The sequence below is a fragment of the Amycolatopsis sp. QT-25 genome (genome assembly GCF_029369745.1).
In the GTDB taxonomy this organism is placed as follows: Bacteria; Actinomycetota; Actinomycetes; order Mycobacteriales; family Pseudonocardiaceae; genus Amycolatopsis.
The window spans coordinates 1,338,525-1,356,570 of the sequence record NZ_CP120210.1 but is presented as its reverse complement, the minus strand read 5'-3'; the positions used below and the strand labels follow the sequence as shown (position 1 = coordinate 1,356,570).

Here is an 18,046-nt window from a genome sequence, read left to right as displayed (position 1 = left end):
CTCCTTTCAGGACTGGTGGTGTGCGTGGGCCGAGGCGCCGGTGGCGTCCGGAGTGGCCGCCGGGTGGTGATGGCCCTTGAAGCGGTCGATCGCCTCCTGGGCGCCCGCGGGCATCCCGCCGTCGGCGTTGCGGACCAGGAACACCCCGGACATGCCGTCGTCCGAGTGCTGCTGGACGTGGCAGTGGTACATCCACGCGCCCGGTCCGACACCGTCACCGGCGATCACCTGGAACCCGAAGGAGTTGCCGGGGTCGAGGGTCTTGTTGTCGAGGATCGGGGCGTTGTCGGTCGCGCTGGTGAGCATGCCGGTGCGGGTGTCCGCCCAGCGGTGCGCGTGCAGGTGGAAGGTGTGCATCAGGTTGCCGTGCCCGATGCAGATGAACTCGACGCGCTCCCCGAGGTTCGCCTCGAAGATCGGCGTGTTCGGGGCGACCTGGTGGTTGATCCACATTTCGGTGAACACCACGGTGAACTGCTTGCTGGGCAGCAGATCCCCGCGTTTGCGCACGATCAGGCCGCCGTAGAGGCCCTTCATCAGGCCGATGGTGCCGTGGTCGCCGTCGAACGCGTGGTCGTGGTAGTGCCAGTACCCCGCGCTGCCGGGCATCCAGAAACCGTTGGCCGCCTGATAGGCCGTCCGGGTCTTCCAGGTGTAGGTCTTCGTCTCGTACGGCTTGTTGAAGGAATCGTTGAACGGCGACCCGTCGGACTTGGTGTCGTAGTTGACACCGTGCGGATGGATCGAGAGCCGCTTGTCGGTGTTGTTGACCAATTCGATCACCAGCGTGTCGCCCTCGTAGCACTCCAGGAGCGGCCCGGGGATCGTCGGCTTCCCGGGCTCCAGCCCGTAACCGACCCGGGTCGAACCGGGAACGTAGTCGGCGTAGACGGTGATGTTGCGGGTCATCCCGGCCGCGGCGGCCGGTGCCGAACCGGCACTCGCGCTCACCACGACCGGGGCGATGACCCCGGCCGCGGTGCCCGCGAGCATCGATCTGCGGGACAGCCCGCGTTTGTTCTTGTCCATGATGGATTCCCCGGCTAGAAGCGGACGTTGCGGAGATAGGTGAATCCGGTCTGGGCGGTGCTCAGGGGATCCGTGGGGTTGTCGTGCTCGACGATGTACTCGGCGAGGTGGGGACGGGTGTGGCGGAAAATGCGCGGGAAATCGATGACACCCTTGCCGGGGTCGACCATTTCGCCCGCCGCCGTCCGGTCCTTGACGTGGTACTGCACCACGCGCGGGCAGTGCCGACGGTACAGCGAAACCGGGTCCGTCCCGCCTTCCACCGCCCAGAACAGGTCGATCTCAAGGTGCACGTAACGCGGGTTGGTGTTCCTGGTGAGCACGTCGTACGGGCGCACGCCGCCGCTGGGCGCGAACTCGTGCGCGTGGTTGTGGTAGCCGAGCGGAATACCGGCCTGACGGAACTTCCGTGCCGCCGTGTCCATCCGGACGGCGAACTGCTTCCAGCCGTCGATGGTGTCGAAGTTCGCCCACGGCACATTGGCGCGGGTGTTCCCGAGGACCTTCGCGTCCGCGATCGTCTTGTCGAGGTCACCGTCGATGCCGACGTGCGTGGACGTCGCCTTGAGTTGGTTCTTGTCCAGCAGACCGCGGAACTCCTCGGCCGTGCGGCCGTAGGTGCCCGCCAGTTCGACCTTGCGGTAGCCGATGTCCGCCAGCGCGGACAGGGTTCCCGGCAGATCGGCCTGCAGCGCGGTGCGCAGGGAGTAGAGCTGGATACCGATCTTCTCCACCGGGATCCGGCCCCGACCGTGGTGGCCGGCTCCCACTGTGGACGCTGTGGACGCCGTGGGCGCAGTGGCCGCACTGGCCACGCTCGGCAGGGCTACCGCCGCACCCACCGCGACCGCAGCCGTCGCCGCGCCGCGCAGGAGCGCCCGTCGAGAGTGGAATTGCTCAGCTTCTTCACCGCACATGAAACCGCCCTCACTTCTGGTTGCTGAAAGCCGCGTCGAAGGCCGCCGACGGCTTGTCGAACAGGAGCCCCCGCAGAAAGGTCACGGCTTCCGCCGCGCCCCGGAGCCGGTCCATGCCGGCGTCCTCCCACTCCACCGAGATCGGACCGGCGTAGCCGATCGAATTCAGTGCGCGGAAACAGTCCTCCCAGGGCACGTCGCCGTGCCCGGTCGAAACGAAGTCCCAGCCGCGTCGGGGATCTCCCCAGGGGAGATGCGAGCCGAGCCGTCCGTTCCGCCCGTCGAACCGTTTCCTGGTGTCCTTGCAGTCCACGTGGTAGATCCGGTCGGCGAAGTCGAGGATGAAGCCGACCGGGTCGAGGTCCTGCCAGATGAAATGCGAAGGATCCCAATTCAGCCCGAATGCCGGACGGTCGCCGACAGCTTCGAGCGCACGTTTCGTGGTCCAGTAGTCGTAAGCGATCTCCGATGGGTGGACCTCGTGGGCGAACCGCACACCCACCTCGTCGAAGACGTCGAGGATCGGGTTCCACCGGTCGGCGAAGTCGGTGTAGCCGTCGTCGATGACCGCCTGCGACACCGGCGGGAACATCGCGACGTACTTCCACGTTTTCGAACCGGTGAAGCCGATCACCGTGTCCACGCCGAGTTTCGCCGCCGCGCGGGCGGTGTCGGCCATTTCCTTCGCCGCCCGCTGCCGGACGCCTTCCGGTTCACCGTCGCCCCACACCCTGGACGGGATGATGGCCTGGTGGCGTTCGTCGATCGGGTCGTCACAGACGGCCTGGCCGACGAGGTGATTGGAGATGGCCCACACCTTGAGGCCGTGCTCGGCCAGCAGCTTCAGGCGCCCGGGCACGTAGTCCTCTTCGGACAGTGCGCGATCGACCTCGAAATGGTCACCGGAACACGCGATCTCGAGGCCGTCGTAGCCCCATTCGCTGGCGAGCCCGCACACCTCGGTGAACGGCAGATCCGCCCACTGGCCGGTGAACAGGGTGATCGGACGGCTCATCAGGACTCCTCGAAGGTGATCGCGTCGACGTCGGACAAGCCACCGGAACCGTCCTTGGACCCCAGGAACAACGGGCCGGTGCCGGCGGGGTCGGTGCGGGCGGAGGCCGGGAGCCGATACCGCGGACACCCACCAGGTTCACCGGGTCGAATTGGCTCCGGTCCACGGATTCGATGTGCCTGAAGCGTTTTCCGCCACTGGTGCCGTCGTGCCCGACGACCTCGATCCCGTTGAAGCGCTTGAGGTTCGCGTCGGTGAAGACCGCCGCTTCCTTGATCGCCTCGAGCCCGTCGAGGCTCGCATCGTGCCGGAAGCCCGCGGCCTTGGAGAACACCGGCACCGGTAGCGCGACGCCTGTCAGAGCCGTGACGAGCACATCGAATCGTCGTTGCGAAGACATAGCAGGGGCGATCCTTTCGCTGAGCGGCGGCGATCAAGAAAGGGGATGCGGGTGGAGCTTCCTTTCCGGGAGGTGAGGGAGGGCGGGCGGTGGTGAGTGCTGGGGCGCGGTGGTCGTGAGTGGCGTTTCGGGCCGGAACCCGAAACGCCACTCACGACCTGCTGGACCGAGGTCCTCCCGTCACTTCAGCCCTTGCAGGGACAACAGCAGCGGGTGGACGTCGGTCGCGCCGACGCGGCCGGACGGCTGGAAGGCCGGGTCACTGCACAGCAGCACCGGACCGTCCTCGCCGGCATCGGGCAGCCGTCCGTGCGAGCCGCGCACCCAGCGCGGATCGGTCGGGACGACGTCCATCGCGTACCGGAGCCCGGCGAACTTCTTCGCCAGGTTGAGCCCGGCCCGCGCCTTGGCGAACTTGTCCTCCGGGTCGAAGAACAGCTCGGCGGGGTCGTAGCCCGGCTTGCGGTGGATCTCGACGCCGCGCGCGAAGTCGGGCTTCCGCTCGTCGTCGAGCCAGTAGTAGTAGGTGAACCACGAATCCGGTTCGGCGACCGCGACGAGTTCGCCGGCGCGTTCGTGGTCCAACCCATAGCGAGCTTGCGCCGCACGGTCGAGGACCTCGTCGACGCCGGTCAACTCACCGGCGATCGAGCGCACTCGTTCCACATCGGACTGATCGCGGACGTAGACGTGCGCGACCTGGTGGTCGGCGACGGCGAACGCGCGCGACGCCCACGGGTCGAGGTACTCCATCCCCGCCTGGGTGTAGACCTCCAGCAGACCCTCGCGCCGCAGCGCCCGGTTGATGTCGACCGGCCTGCTCACGTTCGTGATCCCGTACTCGCTGAGCGCGACCACGGTCGCTCCGGCGTTGCGGGCGTCGTCGAGCAGCGGCGCGAGCGCGTCGTCCAGTTCCCTCGCCGCCACCGCGGCCTGAGGCGCGTCGGGGCCGAAGCGCTGCAGGTCGTAGTCCAGATGCGGCACGTAGGTCAGCAGCAGATCAGGACGCTTCTCCCGCAGGATCTGCCGGGACGCGCCGATGACCCACTTGCTCGACTTGAGCGACGCCGTCGGGCCCCAGTACTGGAACAGCGGGAACTCCCCCAGCGCACCGGTCAGCCGGTCGTGCAGCTCGGGCGGCCGTACGTAGGCGTCCGGCGACTTGCGGCCGTCGGCGTGGTAGATCGGCCGCGGGGTCACCGTGACGTCGGTGCTCATCCCCATCGCGTACCACCAGCAGACGTTCGCCGACGTGTAGCCGGGACGCGCCGCTCGCGCGGTCTCCCACAATTTCTCCCCACCGACGAGCCGGTTGTGCTGGCGCCACAGGAAGATCTCGCCCAGTTCGCGGAAATACCAGCCGTTGCCGACGATCCCGTGCTGCGCGGGCATGAGCCCGGTGAGGAACGTCGACTGCGCGCTGCAGGTGACGGCGGGCAGTACCGTGCCCAGTTCGGCCTGCCAGCCGTCGCGGGCGACGGCGGACAGGTTCGGCATGTCCCGCAACGCCTTCGGGGTCAGCCCGACGACGTCGATGACGACCAGCGGCTTCACGCGGAAACCCCTTCCTCGACGAGATTCGCCTGTGCCCACTCGAGTTCCGCGGCGATCCCGCCGACGAGGTCGCCCGCGTCCGGGAGCACACTCCAGGTGTAGGTCTCGACCTCGATATGCGGTTCGCCGGTCAGCCCGGCGGCGACGGTGCGCAGAACGTCCGTGGTGGTGGACAGCGGTGCGGCCGGGGCATGGTGCAGCGGCATGTGGAAGTGCACGCGCCACGGCCGGTCACCCGGCAGGTCGGTCCACGCGTCGGGCAGGTCGTCGGCCTTGCGCACGACACCGTCGGCACCGAGCTCCCGGACCTGGTGCAGATACCGCGGTTCGGCGAACGCCACCAGCGCTTCCTTCGCCTCGGCGGGATCTTCGACGTGCAACGCGGCGGAAGCCTGCACCTTGACGATGTCCACATCGGACTTCGCGATCGCGGCCAGTGTCTCCGCCGGGTCGGCGAACGACACCGCGAGGTGACAGGTGTCCAGGCACAGCCCGACGTACTTCGGGTCGACGCGGCCGGACAGCCAGTCCAGCGCGTCGGTCACGGTGTCGAGCACGCAGCCGGGCTCGGGTTCGACGGCCAGCCTGATCGGCCGGTCACCGATCGCCCGGACGACCTCGGCGAAGGCCTCGGCCGCACGGCGGTCGTCGTGCTCGGACCACGGCTCGCGCCACGCGAGCGGCAACGTGGAGATGCTGCCGTACGTGGCGTCCTCGGCCAGCAGCTCGGACAGCACGTTCACGCAGTCGACCGTGTACGCGACCCGGTCGGGGTTCGTCCACTCGGGACGGTAGACCGCGTGCTTGACGACGTCGTCGTGGAAACCGCCATACGGGAAGGCGTTCAGCGTGTACACCGAAAGCCCGCGTGCGTCGAGTTCGGCGCGGAACCGCTTGCGCGCCCCGGCGTCTTCGGCGAGACCGCGCGCGACCGGTGCGGAGAGCCACAGTCCGACGCCGAGCCGATCGGCGCCCAGCCGCTCGCGCACCGGGAGCGCGTACCGCTCCAACTGCGCGACGATGCCTTCGACGTCTTCGGCGGGGTGGACGTTCGTACAGTACGAGATCATTTGCGGGCACCCCGCAGGACCGAGTTGCCCTCGAACGTCGCCGCCTCGCCGGTGAAACCGGGCAACGGGTCGAGAGTGAGCCGTCCGCTCTGTCCGTAGAAGTCGACCGGGTTCCGCCACAGCACCTTGTCGACGTCGGCCTCGGTGAATCCGCCGTCGAGCATCGCCTGTCCGGTCTTGGCGGTCTTCAGCGGATCGGACCGGCCCCAGTCGGCGGCCGAGTTGACGATCATCCGGTCCAGCCCGTACCGGCGCAGGATCTCGACCATCCGGTGCTCGTCCATCTTGGTGTCCGGGTAGATGGAGAAACCCATCCAGGCACCGGAATCCTTGACCAGCTCGACGGTGACCTCGTTGAGGTGGTCGACGATTACGCGCTCCGGTGCGACACCGGCCTCACGGACGACGTCGAGGGTGCGCTTGGTGCCTTCCAGCTTGTCGCGGTGCGGGGTGTGCACCAGCACCGGGAGGTCGTGCTCCAGCGCCATCGCCAACTGCTGCGAGAAGACCTCGTCCTCTTCCTTGGTCATCGAGTCGTAACCGACCTCGCCGACCGCGACCACGCCGTCCTTGGCCAGGTACCTCGGGAGCACGTCGAGCACCTCGCGGCAGCGGGGGTCGTTGGCCTCCTTGGGGTTCAGCGCGATCGTGCAGTGGTGCCGGATGCCGAACTGGGCGGCGCGGAACCGTTCCCAGCCGATGAGCGCGTCGAAGTAGTCGGTGTACGAGCCGACGCTGGTGCGTGGCTGCCCCAGCCAGAACGCCGGCTCGACCAGCGCGCGGACACCGGCCGCGTACATCGCTTCGTAGTCGTCGGTGGTCCGGGAGGACATGTGGATGTGGGGATCGAAGATACGCACTGGCTCAGTTCTCCTTGAGGAGTTCGAGGGCGTCGGCGGGTACGTCACGTCCGGCCGCCCTGCGTTCGTCGGCGAAATCGGCGAGCATGCGTCTCAGCTCGGCGTCCGCGCGGGATTCGAGCTCCGCGACGGCGGCCAAGGGCACACCGACGAAGACGCATTTGAGGACGCCGTGGCGCCAGGTGTGGTCGTCCAGGAACCGGGCGAAGGCACCCATGGCGGCGGCGACCAACCTGATGTCGTTGGCGCGCAATGCGTCTTCGACCAGCTCGATCCCGGCATCGGTGACTTCGGCGCCCGGGGACTCCAGCGAGTTGAGCGCCCGCAGCACCCCGCGCCGTTCCGCGTCGTCGCCGTAGCGGTAGAGGTCGCGCAGTTCCGCGGCCAGCGCGGCGTCGCCGAGGACGTCGGCCAAGACCGTCACGAGCCGGACCCGTGCCCGGTCGTCGACGGTGCCGTGGACCAGGCCCTGCGGATCGGTGTCCGGCCGCAGCGCGGCGCGGCCGACCTCACGGCCGACGGCCGGGAAGAGCGAGCCGATCACCGACGGCTTCTCCCGGATCCGGCGTTCCGCCTTGGCCGACCACGTCTGCGGCATCGCCTCGGTGAGCGCTTCGAAAGCCCGGCGTGCGGTGTCCGGCGCGGCGTGGCTGTGCCGGGGCAGTTCGACCGCGGCCAGGCCGGGGTAGCCGATCTCCGCCAGCGCGGCGAGCGTTCCCGGCAGATCCAGGTGCCCGTCACCGAACTCGAGATGCTCGTGGACCCTCGGCAGCATGTCGTCGAGTTGCACGTTCCACAGCAGTGGACCGGCCAGGCGGACGCACTCGGCCGCGTTGACCGGCTCGACGGCGACGCAGTGCCCGACGTCGAGCGTGACGCCGAACAATTCCGGCTCGCCGAGCTCCTTGCGCAGGTCCAGGACCTGGCCGAGATGCTGCACGAGGTGGCCGGGTTCGGGTTCCATCGCCAGCCGCACGTTCAGCCGCGCGGCGTGCTCCAGGACCGCCGCGACACCGTCGCGCAACCGGGACCAGGCGATCTCTGTGTCCAGAGTGGACACTCCGGACCAGAACGAGACACAGTCCGCGCCGAGATCCCCGGCGATCCGCATGGCGCGGGCCAGGAAGTCGATCCGGAGCGCGGGATCGTCCGACAGCAGCGTCGGCGAGTGCTTGCGCCACGGGTCGAGCAGGTAACGCGCGCCCGTCTCGATGACGACCCGGTTCAGGCCGAGCGCCGAAAGCCGCGAGGCCACGTGGTCGACCTGCCGTGCCAGATCGTCGGCGAACGGGTCGAGGTGGTCGTGGTCCAGTGTCAGCGCCACCCCGGTGTAGCCGAGGTCGGCGATGATCGCGAGGGCGTCGTCGAGCCGGTGGTTGGAAAACCCGTTGGTGCCGTATCCGAGGTGAAAACTCATGTGGGGCTCACCTTCCGCGACAGCCTGCGGGCGATCGGCAGCGCGGCCGCGACCAGCACGGCCCCCACTACCGAGGCCTTGGCCGTGACCGCCGCCTGCAGCGGGACCATGCCGTGGATGCCGGACTTCGTCGCCGAGCGCACGGACTTCGCCGACGGGTCGCGGACGGCGTCCGCCTGCGCCCTTCCGACCAGTCCCGCGTAGCCGGAACCGGCCGCCATCGACGCCGCGCGATGCCAGCCACCCCGCGCCGGTCCGGTCAATGCCAACGTTGTCGCCGCACAGCTCGTGGCCAGTGCGGCCCGAGCCGTGCCTGGTTTCGCGCCGTGCACCTCCCCGGTGGACAACGCCGTGACACCGAGCGTGTGGACGCCGACAGCCGCCGCGGCGGTAACCGCCTTCTTCGGGGAGTCACCCGCCCCCAGCAGGACGTCGAGTGTGCGGCAGGCCGCCATCGCCACCGGTCCGGCCGGGGTCGGCTTCAGCACGGTGTCGTAGGCCCACACCGCGCCCGCGAGCGGGACCGCGACCCGCATCGCCCGACGGCCGCCGCCGAGCGCCGCCAAGCCGAGTCCGGCAGCGGTCAGCGCGGCCCCGGTGGTGAGCGCCGCGCCGGCACTCACCCGCCCGGACGGAATCGGCCGCTCGGGCCGCTCCACGGCGTCGAGCTTCCGGTCCGCCCAGTCGTTGAGGGCCATCCCGGCCCAGTAGAAGGCGACCGAAGACAGCGGCAGCAGCAGCCGTCGCCCGGTCATCCTGAGCCCCGCCGCTGCGGATCCGGCGACCGTGTCGCCGAGCACCGTCAGCGCGGCGGGCGCCCGCACGAGTTCCACATAAGCTTTCACAGCGCGGCCGCCCAGGTGATCAGGCGGGTGGTCTGCTCGGCGAACCGGTGTTCGTCGCTGCCCAGCGGATCCTTGAAGAAGAAACCCAGTTCGGTCAGCGCGCCGCTCTGCCCGCCGGCGTGCGCCGCGGTCACCAGCCTGGCGAGGTCGAGGATCAGCGGCGCCGCGAGCGCGGAGTCGTAGCCGGTCCAGGTGAACTGCAGGCTCATGCGCGCGCCGAGGAAACCCTCGAACGACACGTGGTCCCACGCGGTCTTGATCTCGCCGAGGTCGGGCACGTTGTCGATGTGCAGCGGCGCGGTGACGTCCTCGCCGAGCAGCGCCGCGAGCCCGCGGGCCTTGGACTCCAGTTTGCTGTTCGCGGTCACCGGGTCGGCGAGGGTCTCGCCGTCCCCGCCGCCGAGCAGGTTGGTGCCCGCCCAGGAGCGGACCTTCAGCGCCCGCGCGCTGAACATCGGCGCGAGGACGGTGCGCAGCAGCGTCTCACCGGTCTTGCCGTCGCAGCCCGCGTACGGCAGGCCTTCCCGCTCGGCGAGCTCCCGCAGCGCGGGCAGGGTGATCCCGGCGGACGGGGTGAACTCCACGTACGGGCTGCCCGCCTTCAGCGCCGCGTAGGCCGAGAGGGAACTCGACGGGAGGACAGTCCGCGTCGGATCCGCCAAGGCCGCTTCGAGCGCGTCGAGGTCGTCGTGTTCGGGCAGGTGGGGACAGGGAGCCTCGGTGGAGGACACGTTGACCACGACGACCCGCGCGAGGTCGTGCCGGTCGGCGAAAGCTCGGATGTCCGCCGTGAGCCGGGCGGCCGCTTCAGCCTGGGCACCGGTGTGCGTCGCCGGGTGGTAACCGTCGCGGATCTCGGCGTCCACCTCGGCCAGCCCGGACCGGACCGCGGAGAACACCGCGTGCCCGAACACGCCGGCGTGCGCCAGCTGCTCGGCCCGCTTCTCCAGCGGCGTATGCGCGATGTCGTGCCCGCCGAGGACCAGATCGTCCCAGCCGGGCAACGGAACGCGGGCGAACGCGGGCAGTTCGGTGACGCAGCCGTCACCGCCCGTCACCCCCGCGCGGAGGGCGAGGAGCCCCACCGCCGCAGTGGTGGCCACAGACCCCCTCGCCCCGATCAACCAGATGCCCGTACGCTCGTGAGCAGGCATTTCTCCACCTTTCCCAAACCCGAAAACGCCAACTGTGTTCACCATCGGATGGTCGGACGTTTCCGGATCGAACCAAGTCGCAGTGATAGCCGTCATGCGACTTTCGGCTGAATCTCTCCCTCAGTTACTCCCCTTCGTGGTGACGCCGGGCACAGCGGTCCATCGCGCCTCTTCGGAGGCGCTGCGCTCGACCGCGGCCAAGACCTGCTGCACCCTCAACCCGTCCTCGAAGGACGGTTCGGGATCCGTGCCGTCGCCGATCGCGGTGAGCAGGTCGGCGACCTCGTTGGTGAAGGTGTGCTCGTAGCCGAGGAGATGCCCCGGCGGCCACCACACCCCGACGTACGGATGCTCGGGTTCGGTGACGAGGATCCGGCGGAACCCCGCCTCGGTCGAGGGCTGGGAGCCGTCGAAGAAGGACAGTTCGTTCATCGACTCGAAGTCGAACGCGAGGCTCGCCTTCGACCCGTTGATCTCCAGCCGCATCGCGTTCTTGCGGCCCAGCGCGAACCGGGTCGCCTCGAAACTCGCCACCGCGCCGCCGGTGAACCGGCCGAGGAACAACGCGGTGTCGTCGACGGTCACCTGGCCCGTGCCGCCGTCGCCGTCCGGCCGCTCCTTGACGAAGGTGGTGGTCAGCGCGGACACCCCGGTGATCGTCTCGCCGGTGACGAATTGGGCGGCGTCGACGATGTGCGCGCCGAGGTCGCCCAGCGCACCCGAGCCCGCCTTGTCCTTGTGCAGCCGCCAGGTCATCGGCGCCTGCGCGTCGGAAAGCCAGTCCTGCAGGTACACCGACCGCACGTGGCGGATCTCGCCGAGCGCCCCGCCCGCGACCAGTTTCCTGGCGTGCGCGAGCGCGGGCACCCGCCGGTAGTTGAAGGCCACCATCGACCGGACGCCGTTCGCCCGCGCCTTCGCCGCCGCCTCGGCCATCGCTTCGGCCTCGGCGAGGGTGTTGGCCAACGGCTTCTCGCACAGCACGTGTTTGCCCGCCTCGAGCGCGGCGATCGCGATCTCGGCGTGACTGTCGCCCGGCGTGCAGATGTCGACCAGGTCGACGTCGTCACGGGCGATCAGCGCGCGCCAGTCCGTCTCGACGTCTTCCCAGCCGAACCGATCCGCCGCGGCCTTCGTCCGCACTTCGTCGCGGCCGCCGAGCACGGCGAGTCTCGGGATCAGCGGTGGCGCGAAGAACCGGTGCACACTGCGCCACGCGTGCGAATGCACCGCACCCATGAACGCGTGGCCCACCATGCCGATCCCGATCGTTTCCTTTGCCGTGCTCATGCCCCTCCTAGGCTGTGTCTTTCGAACGCGCGTGTCGGGTACGCGGGTTCACGAGTCGAAGCCGACGTCCATGTACTTGTCGACGTTCTCCTTGGTGACCACCGCGGAGTACGTGGTGATCTCGGCGGGGATCTCGTGCTCGGCGAAGTCGCCGGCGCCCTTGCCCTGGCCGAGGAGCCGCGCCAGCGAGATCGCCGAAGACGCCATCGACGGGCTGTAGAGCACGGTCGCCTTCAGCGGCTCGGCGTCGGACTTGATCAGGTTCATCGCGTTCTTCGATCCCGCGCCACCGACCATCAGGAAGTCCTTGCGGTTGGCGTTGTTGATCGCCGCGATGACACCGACCCCCTGGTCGTCGTCGTGGTTCCAGAGAGCGTCCAATTTGGACGCGGACTGGAGCAGGTTCGAGGTCTGCTGCTCGCCCGACTCCGGCGTGAACTGCGCCGAGACCCGCGGTCCCACCTGGAAACCCTGGCGTGCCAAAGCGTCCTTGAAACCCTTGCTGCGTTCCTGGGTCAGCGGCAGCGAGTCGATGCCCGCGACCTCGCCAATGACGGGGGACGCGATGTTCTTCGCCTTCATCTGCTGGGCGATGTGGTTCCCGGCGTTGACGCCCATGCGGTAGTTGTCGCCACCGATCCAGGTGCGGTACGCGAGCGGGGTGTCGAAGACGCGGTCCAGGTTGATCACCTGGATACCGGCGTCCATCGCCTGCTGGCCGACCGCGGTCAGCGCCTTGCCGTCGAACGGCAGGATCACCAGCACGTTCACCTTGGCGTTGATCAGCGTCTCCACCTGGGAGATCTGCTGGTTGACGTCGTTGGTGCCCTCGGTCGCGTTGAGCGTGACCTCACTGAATTTCTGCGCCTGCGCGCGGGCGTTCTTGGTGATGGCCGCCATCCAGCCGTGGTCCGCGGCCGGTGCCGAGAAGCCGATGGTCACCGGCGTTCCGGGCTGCGAGTTCGCCCCGGCGTTGGCCACGTTGGCCGCGTTGTTCTGCGCCGGTGCCTCGTTCGAGGTGCACGCGGTCAGCAGCGCACCCGCTCCGACGGCCGCGCCTCCCAGCAGGAACCGGCGGCGATGCAGGGATTGTTCGGTCATGACGACTCTCCATCCACGGTGATCAAGTACTCGTCTTGGTTTTCTTCACGGAGCGGAACTGCAGCAGCGCGGCCAGCACGATGATCACGCCCTTGGCGATGTTCTGGATGTCGGTGTCCAGGTTGTTGAGCGTGAAGATGTTGGACAGCACGGTGAAGATCAGCACGCCGATCAGGGTGCCGATGAGCGAGCCGCGGCCACCGGTGAGCAGCGTGCCGCCGATGACGACCGCCGCGATGGCGTCGAGTTCGTAGAGCATGCCGTTGGTCGAGGCGCCCGCGGTGGTGCGGGCGACGACCATCAGCGCGGCGATTCCGCAGCACAGGCCGGCGACACCGTAGACGAGGGCGGTGTGCCGCTTGACGTTGATGCCCGCCAGCCGCGAAGCCTCGGCGTTGCCGCCGACGGCGAAGGTGCGGCGGCCGAACGTGGTGCGGTTCAGCAGCACCCAGCCGACTACGAACACCAGCGCGAACATCCAGATCAGCACGGGGATGCCGAGCAGGTCACCGCGGAAGAAGTCCAGGAAACCCGCCTCCGCCACCACCTGCGTGCGGCGGCCGCTGATGCGCTCCGCGAGCCCGCGGGCCGAGACGTACATCGCCAGTGTCGCGATGAACGGCACGATCTTCCCGTAGGAGACCAGGATCCCGTTGATCAGCCCACAGCCGAGGCCGACCAGGAGTCCGCAAAGGATCATCACGAACGGGCCGTAGGACTGGGTGGCCAGCGTGGTCAGCCAGACACTGGAGAGCGCCACGATCGACCCGACCGAGAGGTCGATGCCGCCGGCGATGATCACGAACGTCATCCCGACGCTGACCACCCCGATGGCCGCGGCGAGCCGCAGGATCGTGGAGATGTTCCCGTCGGTGAGGAACTGGTCCGGCCGGGTCACCTGGCCGACGACGCACAGGATCACCAGCACACCGGTCAGCCCGAGCAGCCGGGGGTCGGCGGTGAACTTGAATCCGTTCTTCTTCGGTGGCACGGTTTCCACGGCGGTTTCCGTGCGCACCGATTCGGCTTGGTCGGTCACGCCGCACTCCCCTCGAGAATCACGTCGAGCACATCCGCCTCTGTCAGCTCCGCAGACGGCTTTTCAGCCAGGACACGTCCTTCACGCAGCACCAGCACCCGGTCGGACAGGCCGAGTACTTCGGGGATCTCGCTGCTGACGAGCACGATCGCGACACCGGTCGCGGCCAGCTCCTCGATCAGCCGGTACAACTCCGCCCGCGCGCCGACGTCGACCCCGCGGGTCGGTTCGTCCAGCAGCAGCACCCGGCAGCCGCGGACCAGCCAGCGCGCGAGCACCGCCTTCTGCTGGTTGCCGCCGGACAGCGTGCGGATGACGCGGTGCGGGTCGGCGGGACGGAGATCGAGCCGCCGCAGGCTTTCCCCGGCGTCGTCGAGTTCCCTGCCCCGCTCGGTGAATCCGAACGTCGCGTATTTGCTCAGGCTCGCCAGGGTCACGTTGTGCACCACGGGCAGGTCCAGCAGCAGCCCCTGGCTCTTGCGTTCCTCCGGCGCCAGGCCGATCCCCGCCTTGACCGCCGCGGACACGCTGCCCGGCCGGACCGGTTCGCCGTCGACCGACACCGAACCCGCGTCCTGCTTGCGGGCACCGAAGATCGTCTCCAGCAGTTCACTGCGGCCAGAGCCGACGAGACCCGCGATGCCGACGACTTCACCGGCGTGCACGGTGAAGTTCACGTTCTCGAATTCGCCGACGGTGGTCAGGTTCTCCACCTTGAGGACCTCGTGGTCCGGGTCCACGTGCTCCTGGTGGCGCGGGCCGAACACGGTTTCGACCTTGTGGCCCGCCATCAGCGCGACGAGGTCGGCGGTCGGGGTCTCCTTGGCGTCGAGACCGGTGGCGACGGTCTTGCCGTCCTTGAGCACGGTGACGCGGTGCCCGATCCGGCGCAGTTCTTCGAGCCGGTGGGAGATGTAGACGATCGCGACGCCCTCGGCGGTCAGTTCCCCGACGATGCGGAACAGGTTGTCGACCTCTTCCCCCGCCAGCGCCGCGGTGGGCTCGTCCATCACCAGCAGCTTCGCGTCGTATGCGAGCGCACGCGCCATCGAGACCAGTTGCTGACCGGCGGCGGAGAGCTTGCCGACCTCGGTCGACGGCGCGATCTCCGGATGTCCGAGCCGGGCCATCAGCCGCGCGGCCTTGGTCCGGGACTCGCTGATCCGCGTGAAGCCGAACGACGCGCGCTCACGGCCGAGGAAGATGTTGTCCGCCACGGAAAGCCCGGGCACCAGGTCGAGTTCCTGGTACATGGTCGCGATGCCGATCTTCAGCGCGGCGACCGGCGAGGGCAGCGTGACCGGCTCGCCCTGCCAGGAGATCTCGCCGCCGTCGGGGCGGTGGGCCCCGGCGAGCGTCTTGATCAACGTGGACTTGCCCGCGCCGTTCTGGCCGAGCAGACAGTGCACCTCGCCGGGTTCGACGTCGAAGTCGACCCCGTCCAGCGCACGCACCCCCGGGAAGGTCTTCACGATCCCCCGGACGGATAACAGGGTCATGCCGGAGCCTCCTCGGCCGTGGCGGGAACTAGCGTCGGGTCGGCGAAAAGCCGTTCGACGGCGAGATACGCGGCGCCGCGCAGCGGGGCGGTGGTGCCCAGCGGCGACGGTTCGACGCGGCAGGCGGGCTCGTGCCCGAGCGGACGCGCGGACAGTTCGCGGCGCACCGGCTCGACCAGCCATTCGCCCAGTTCGGCGAAGTAGCCGCCGAGCACCACGACGTCCGGGTCGAGCACATCGACCACGGTGGACACCGCGACGCCGAGCGCGGTCCCGAGTTCCGAGACCGCCGCCAGGGCACGCTGGTCACCGCGCCGCACGCGGTGCTTGAGCAGCCCGACCCGGCCGTCGACGCCGAGCGCGGGATCGTGCAGCGGGTCACCGGGTGAGGCGGCACCGCGCAGGACGGCGTTGAGCCCGGCCTTGGTCTCCAGGCAGCCGACCCGGCCGCACGGGCACTGCTCGCCTGCCGGGTCGACGGTGATGTGCCCGACCTCGCCGGCGAAACCCCGTGCCCCGCGCAGGATCGCGCCGGCGGACACGAGTCCGCCGCCGACGCCCAGCCCGCCGCTGAGGTAGAAGAGTTCCCGCACGCCGCGGCCGACGCCGTCGACGGCCTCGCCGATCGCGCCGAGGTTGGCCTCGTTGTCGACCGCGATGGCGGCGACCGGGAGGCCGAGCCGGGCGGCGAGAAGGTCGGCGATCTCGGCGTCGCGCCAGCGCAGGGTCGGCGCGAACCGCAGCACGGCGGCGGCCGAGTCGACCAGTCCTGGCACCGAGACGGTGACCCCGACCGGCTGATCGTCCAGCAGCGTCCGCCGGGCGAGGAAGGCGAGCTCGTCCATGCTCCGGTGCAGCCCGAGCGCGGCGACGTCGGCGGTCTCGGCGCGTTCGGCGACGACGCGGCCGTCGAGGTTCGTGACGACGGCGGCGAAGCGGTCGGCTTCGACACTGAGCGCGAGCCCGCAGGCGCTGGCGCCGTTCAGCTCGACCAGCTGGCTGGGCCTGCCGTTGCCACCACCTCGGAGTCCGGCGGACCGGACGAGACCACGCTCGGACAGCTCGGTGGTCAACCCGGAGACGGCCGCCCTGGTGAGCCCGCAGCGCGCCGCGAGCTGGGTGCGCGAGAGTGGCCCCGCCCGCAACGCCCGCAGGAGCGCGGCGAGGTTCGCCGTGCGCGGGCTGACCGGGTCGAGCTGCCCGGCTTCGGTCGCGGTCACACATCCCCCACTTACGAGTTGGCGGTAACAAACTTTGTTACTTAGCCAGCGAAAGTAGGATGGCGCCTGTCACCCGTCAAGGTGACAACAAGACAGAAATAGAGGCCGTCACCCGAATAGCCGTCCCAAACCACGCAGACTTTTGTACTTTTTAAACAAAAGTCTGCACGATCTTGACGTTACTCATCGAAATCAGGTGAGTGCTCAACGTGCCGCCGAGGGGTCACGGGAGCGCTCTCTGCACTCACCCCCGTCCCCACCCCCGCGCGCACCTGCCGCGTGCAATGAAGGGGCCTTTCATTGCAAAATTTGCGCTGAAAGGCCCCTTCATTGCACGGGCGGGGGTCGTAGGCGAGGGGCGCTCAGCTACTCAGCGTGAAGGCCCGGTCCGTGGCGGACCAGGCGGCCCCGATGACCCCGGCGGTGTCCCCCAGCTCCGACAGCACGATCGGCAGGTTCCCGGTCGCGAGCGGCAGCGACCGCCGGTACACCGAGCTGCGGATCTCGGCGAGCAACTGATGCCCGAGCTGCGCCACGCCACCACCGATCACGACCATGCCCGGGTTCACGAAGCTCACCAGCGAGGCGACCACCTGCCCGAGCCGCCGTCCACCGTCGCGGATCAGGTTGACCGCGCCGAAGTCGCCCGAAGCCGCCGCGCGGCCGACGTCCTGGGCGGTGAGCACGCCGCGGTCCGCGACGACGTCGGCGAGGTACGCCGACCGGCCGCTGCGCGCGAGCGTCAGCCCGTCGCGGGCCAGCGCGGCGCCGCCGAAGTACGCCTCGAGGCAGCCTGTCTCACCGCAGACACAGGTCGGCCCGTAGTCGTCGAGCCGGATGTGCCCGATGTCGCCCGCGGTGCCGGCGACGCCGCGGTACACCTTGCCGCCCAGCACGATGCCGCAGCCGATACCGGTACCGATCTTGACGAACACCAGGTCGTCGCTGGAGCGGGCGACCCCGGCGTGCCGTTCCCCGAGCGCCATCGAGTTCACGTCGTTGTCCACGGTGACCGGGCAGCCCAGCAGCCCGCCGAGATGGTCGCGTACGGAGAACCGGTCCCAGCCGGGCATTATCGGCGGCGCGACGGCCATGCCCTCGGCGAAGCTCACCGGCCCGGGGAGGCCGATCCCGGCGGCGATCAGCTTGCCCGGCGCCTCTTCGCGGATCTTCTCCGCCAGCGCGGCGACACGGTTGAGCACGGCGTGCGGCCCCTGCCGGACATCGCAGTCTTCGACGGTGTGCACCAGCACCTCGCACGAAGCGTCGGTGAGGGCGACCCCGACCGACGTCGCGCCGACGTCGACGGAGAGCACGCGCAGGTCGCCCGCCAGCCGCACCAGCGTGGACCGCCTGCCGCCCCGGCTCGCCGACGGACCGGCGGTTTCGACGAGGCCGACCTCGGCGAGGCGCGCGACCTCGGCACCCACCCTGGCACGGGGCAGTTCCAGCCGCTCCCCCAGTTCGACCCGGGACATCGGACCCTCGTCCCGCAGCAGGGTCAGCAACTGGGTCTGGTGCCGGGTTTCGACCATCGGATGCTCCGTGGTGGATGCCGTGCTCATTCACCTGAGCCTACGGCGTTGTCCACTCAGTGTCTCGAAGGCCACTCGGAACCTTCGGGGCGCATCGGGCG

General features: G+C 69.3%; 16 protein-coding genes. 1 reads left to right on the top strand and 15 read right to left on the bottom strand.

Annotated features, from left to right (window positions below):
• Positions 1-6: 6 nt before the first annotated feature.
• Genes P3102_RS06615 through P3102_RS06605 form a run of 3 tightly spaced genes read right to left on the bottom strand, consistent with a single transcriptional unit; the run spans position 7 to position 2,961 of the window.
• A complete protein-coding gene (locus P3102_RS06615; protein ID WP_276367394.1) occupies positions 7-1,029 on the bottom strand; it encodes a multicopper oxidase domain-containing protein in 1,023 nt (340 codons plus the stop codon).
• Between the two features lie 14 nt (positions 1,030-1,043).
• A complete protein-coding gene (locus P3102_RS06610; protein ID WP_276367392.1) occupies positions 1,044-1,946 on the bottom strand; it encodes a sugar phosphate isomerase/epimerase in 903 nt (300 codons plus the stop codon).
• A 10-nt stretch (positions 1,947-1,956) separates the two neighbouring features.
• On the bottom strand, positions 1,957-2,961 hold the full coding sequence (locus tag P3102_RS06605; RefSeq protein WP_276367390.1) for a sugar phosphate isomerase/epimerase family protein: 1,005 nt from the start codon (positions 2,959-2,961) through the stop codon (positions 1,957-1,959).
• Between the two features lie 208 nt (positions 2,962-3,169).
• On the opposite strand from P3102_RS06605, the gene P3102_RS06600 reads away from it, so the two are divergent.
• Positions 3,170-3,307: a hypothetical protein gene (locus tag P3102_RS06600; protein WP_276367389.1), complete on the top strand. Its 138-nt coding sequence runs from the start codon at positions 3,170-3,172 to the stop codon at positions 3,305-3,307.
• Between the two features lie 234 nt (positions 3,308-3,541).
• On the opposite strand, the gene P3102_RS06595 is transcribed toward P3102_RS06600, so the two are convergent.
• The 12 genes from P3102_RS06595 to P3102_RS06540 all read right to left on the bottom strand — a co-directional run bounded on the left by P3102_RS06595 (position 3,542) and on the right by P3102_RS06540 (position 17,975).
• Positions 3,542-4,915: a nucleotide pyrophosphatase/phosphodiesterase family protein gene (locus P3102_RS06595; protein WP_276367387.1), complete on the bottom strand. Its 1,374-nt coding sequence runs from the start codon at positions 4,913-4,915 to the stop codon at positions 3,542-3,544.
• Positions 4,912-5,985 (bottom strand): metabolite traffic protein EboE, encoded by a 1,074-nt coding sequence (gene eboE / locus P3102_RS06590; protein ID WP_276367386.1) that lies wholly within the window; start codon positions 5,983-5,985, stop codon positions 4,912-4,914. The genes P3102_RS06595 and eboE overlap by 4 nt, the downstream gene beginning before the upstream one ends.
• Positions 5,982-6,845, bottom strand: coding sequence for a TatD family hydrolase (locus P3102_RS06585; RefSeq protein WP_276367384.1), 864 nt, complete (start codon positions 6,843-6,845; stop codon positions 5,982-5,984). The genes eboE and P3102_RS06585 overlap by 4 nt, the downstream gene beginning before the upstream one ends.
• Positions 6,846-6,849: 4 nt before the next feature.
• Positions 6,850-8,262: an EboA domain-containing protein gene (locus tag P3102_RS06580; RefSeq protein ID WP_276367382.1), complete on the bottom strand. Its 1,413-nt coding sequence runs from the start codon at positions 8,260-8,262 to the stop codon at positions 6,850-6,852.
• Positions 8,259-9,107: an SCO3242 family prenyltransferase gene (locus P3102_RS06575; RefSeq protein WP_276367381.1), complete on the bottom strand. Its 849-nt coding sequence runs from the start codon at positions 9,105-9,107 to the stop codon at positions 8,259-8,261. The genes P3102_RS06580 and P3102_RS06575 overlap by 4 nt, the downstream gene beginning before the upstream one ends.
• On the bottom strand, positions 9,104-10,261 hold the full coding sequence (locus P3102_RS06570; protein WP_276367379.1) for an inositol-3-phosphate synthase: 1,158 nt from the start codon (positions 10,259-10,261) through the stop codon (positions 9,104-9,106). The genes P3102_RS06575 and P3102_RS06570 overlap by 4 nt, the downstream gene beginning before the upstream one ends.
• A gap of 120 nt (positions 10,262-10,381) precedes the next feature.
• A complete protein-coding gene (locus P3102_RS06565; RefSeq protein ID WP_276367377.1) occupies positions 10,382-11,551 on the bottom strand; it encodes a Gfo/Idh/MocA family oxidoreductase in 1,170 nt (389 codons plus the stop codon).
• A 48-nt stretch (positions 11,552-11,599) separates the two neighbouring features.
• Positions 11,600-12,652: a substrate-binding domain-containing protein gene (locus P3102_RS06560; protein ID WP_276367375.1), complete on the bottom strand. Its 1,053-nt coding sequence runs from the start codon at positions 12,650-12,652 to the stop codon at positions 11,600-11,602.
• Positions 12,653-12,674: 22 nt separating this feature from the next.
• Positions 12,675-13,691, bottom strand: coding sequence for an ABC transporter permease (locus P3102_RS06555; RefSeq protein WP_276367374.1), 1,017 nt, complete (start codon positions 13,689-13,691; stop codon positions 12,675-12,677).
• Positions 13,688-15,190 carry a sugar ABC transporter ATP-binding protein gene (locus tag P3102_RS06550; RefSeq protein WP_276367372.1) on the bottom strand — a complete coding sequence of 501 codons (1,503 nt, stop codon included), beginning with the start codon at positions 15,188-15,190 and terminating at the stop codon, positions 13,688-13,690. Before P3102_RS06550 ends, P3102_RS06555 begins: the two co-directional genes overlap by 4 nt.
• Complete coding sequence (locus tag P3102_RS06545) at positions 15,187-16,410, bottom strand: ROK family transcriptional regulator (RefSeq protein WP_276367371.1); 1,224 nt, start codon at positions 16,408-16,410, stop codon at positions 15,187-15,189. Before P3102_RS06545 ends, P3102_RS06550 begins: the two co-directional genes overlap by 4 nt.
• Before the next feature lie 362 nt (positions 16,411-16,772).
• Positions 16,773-17,975, bottom strand: a complete 1,203-nt coding sequence (locus P3102_RS06540) for an ROK family transcriptional regulator (protein ID WP_276367369.1) — start codon at positions 17,973-17,975, stop codon at positions 16,773-16,775.
• Between the last annotated feature and the right edge of the window lie 71 nt (positions 17,976-18,046).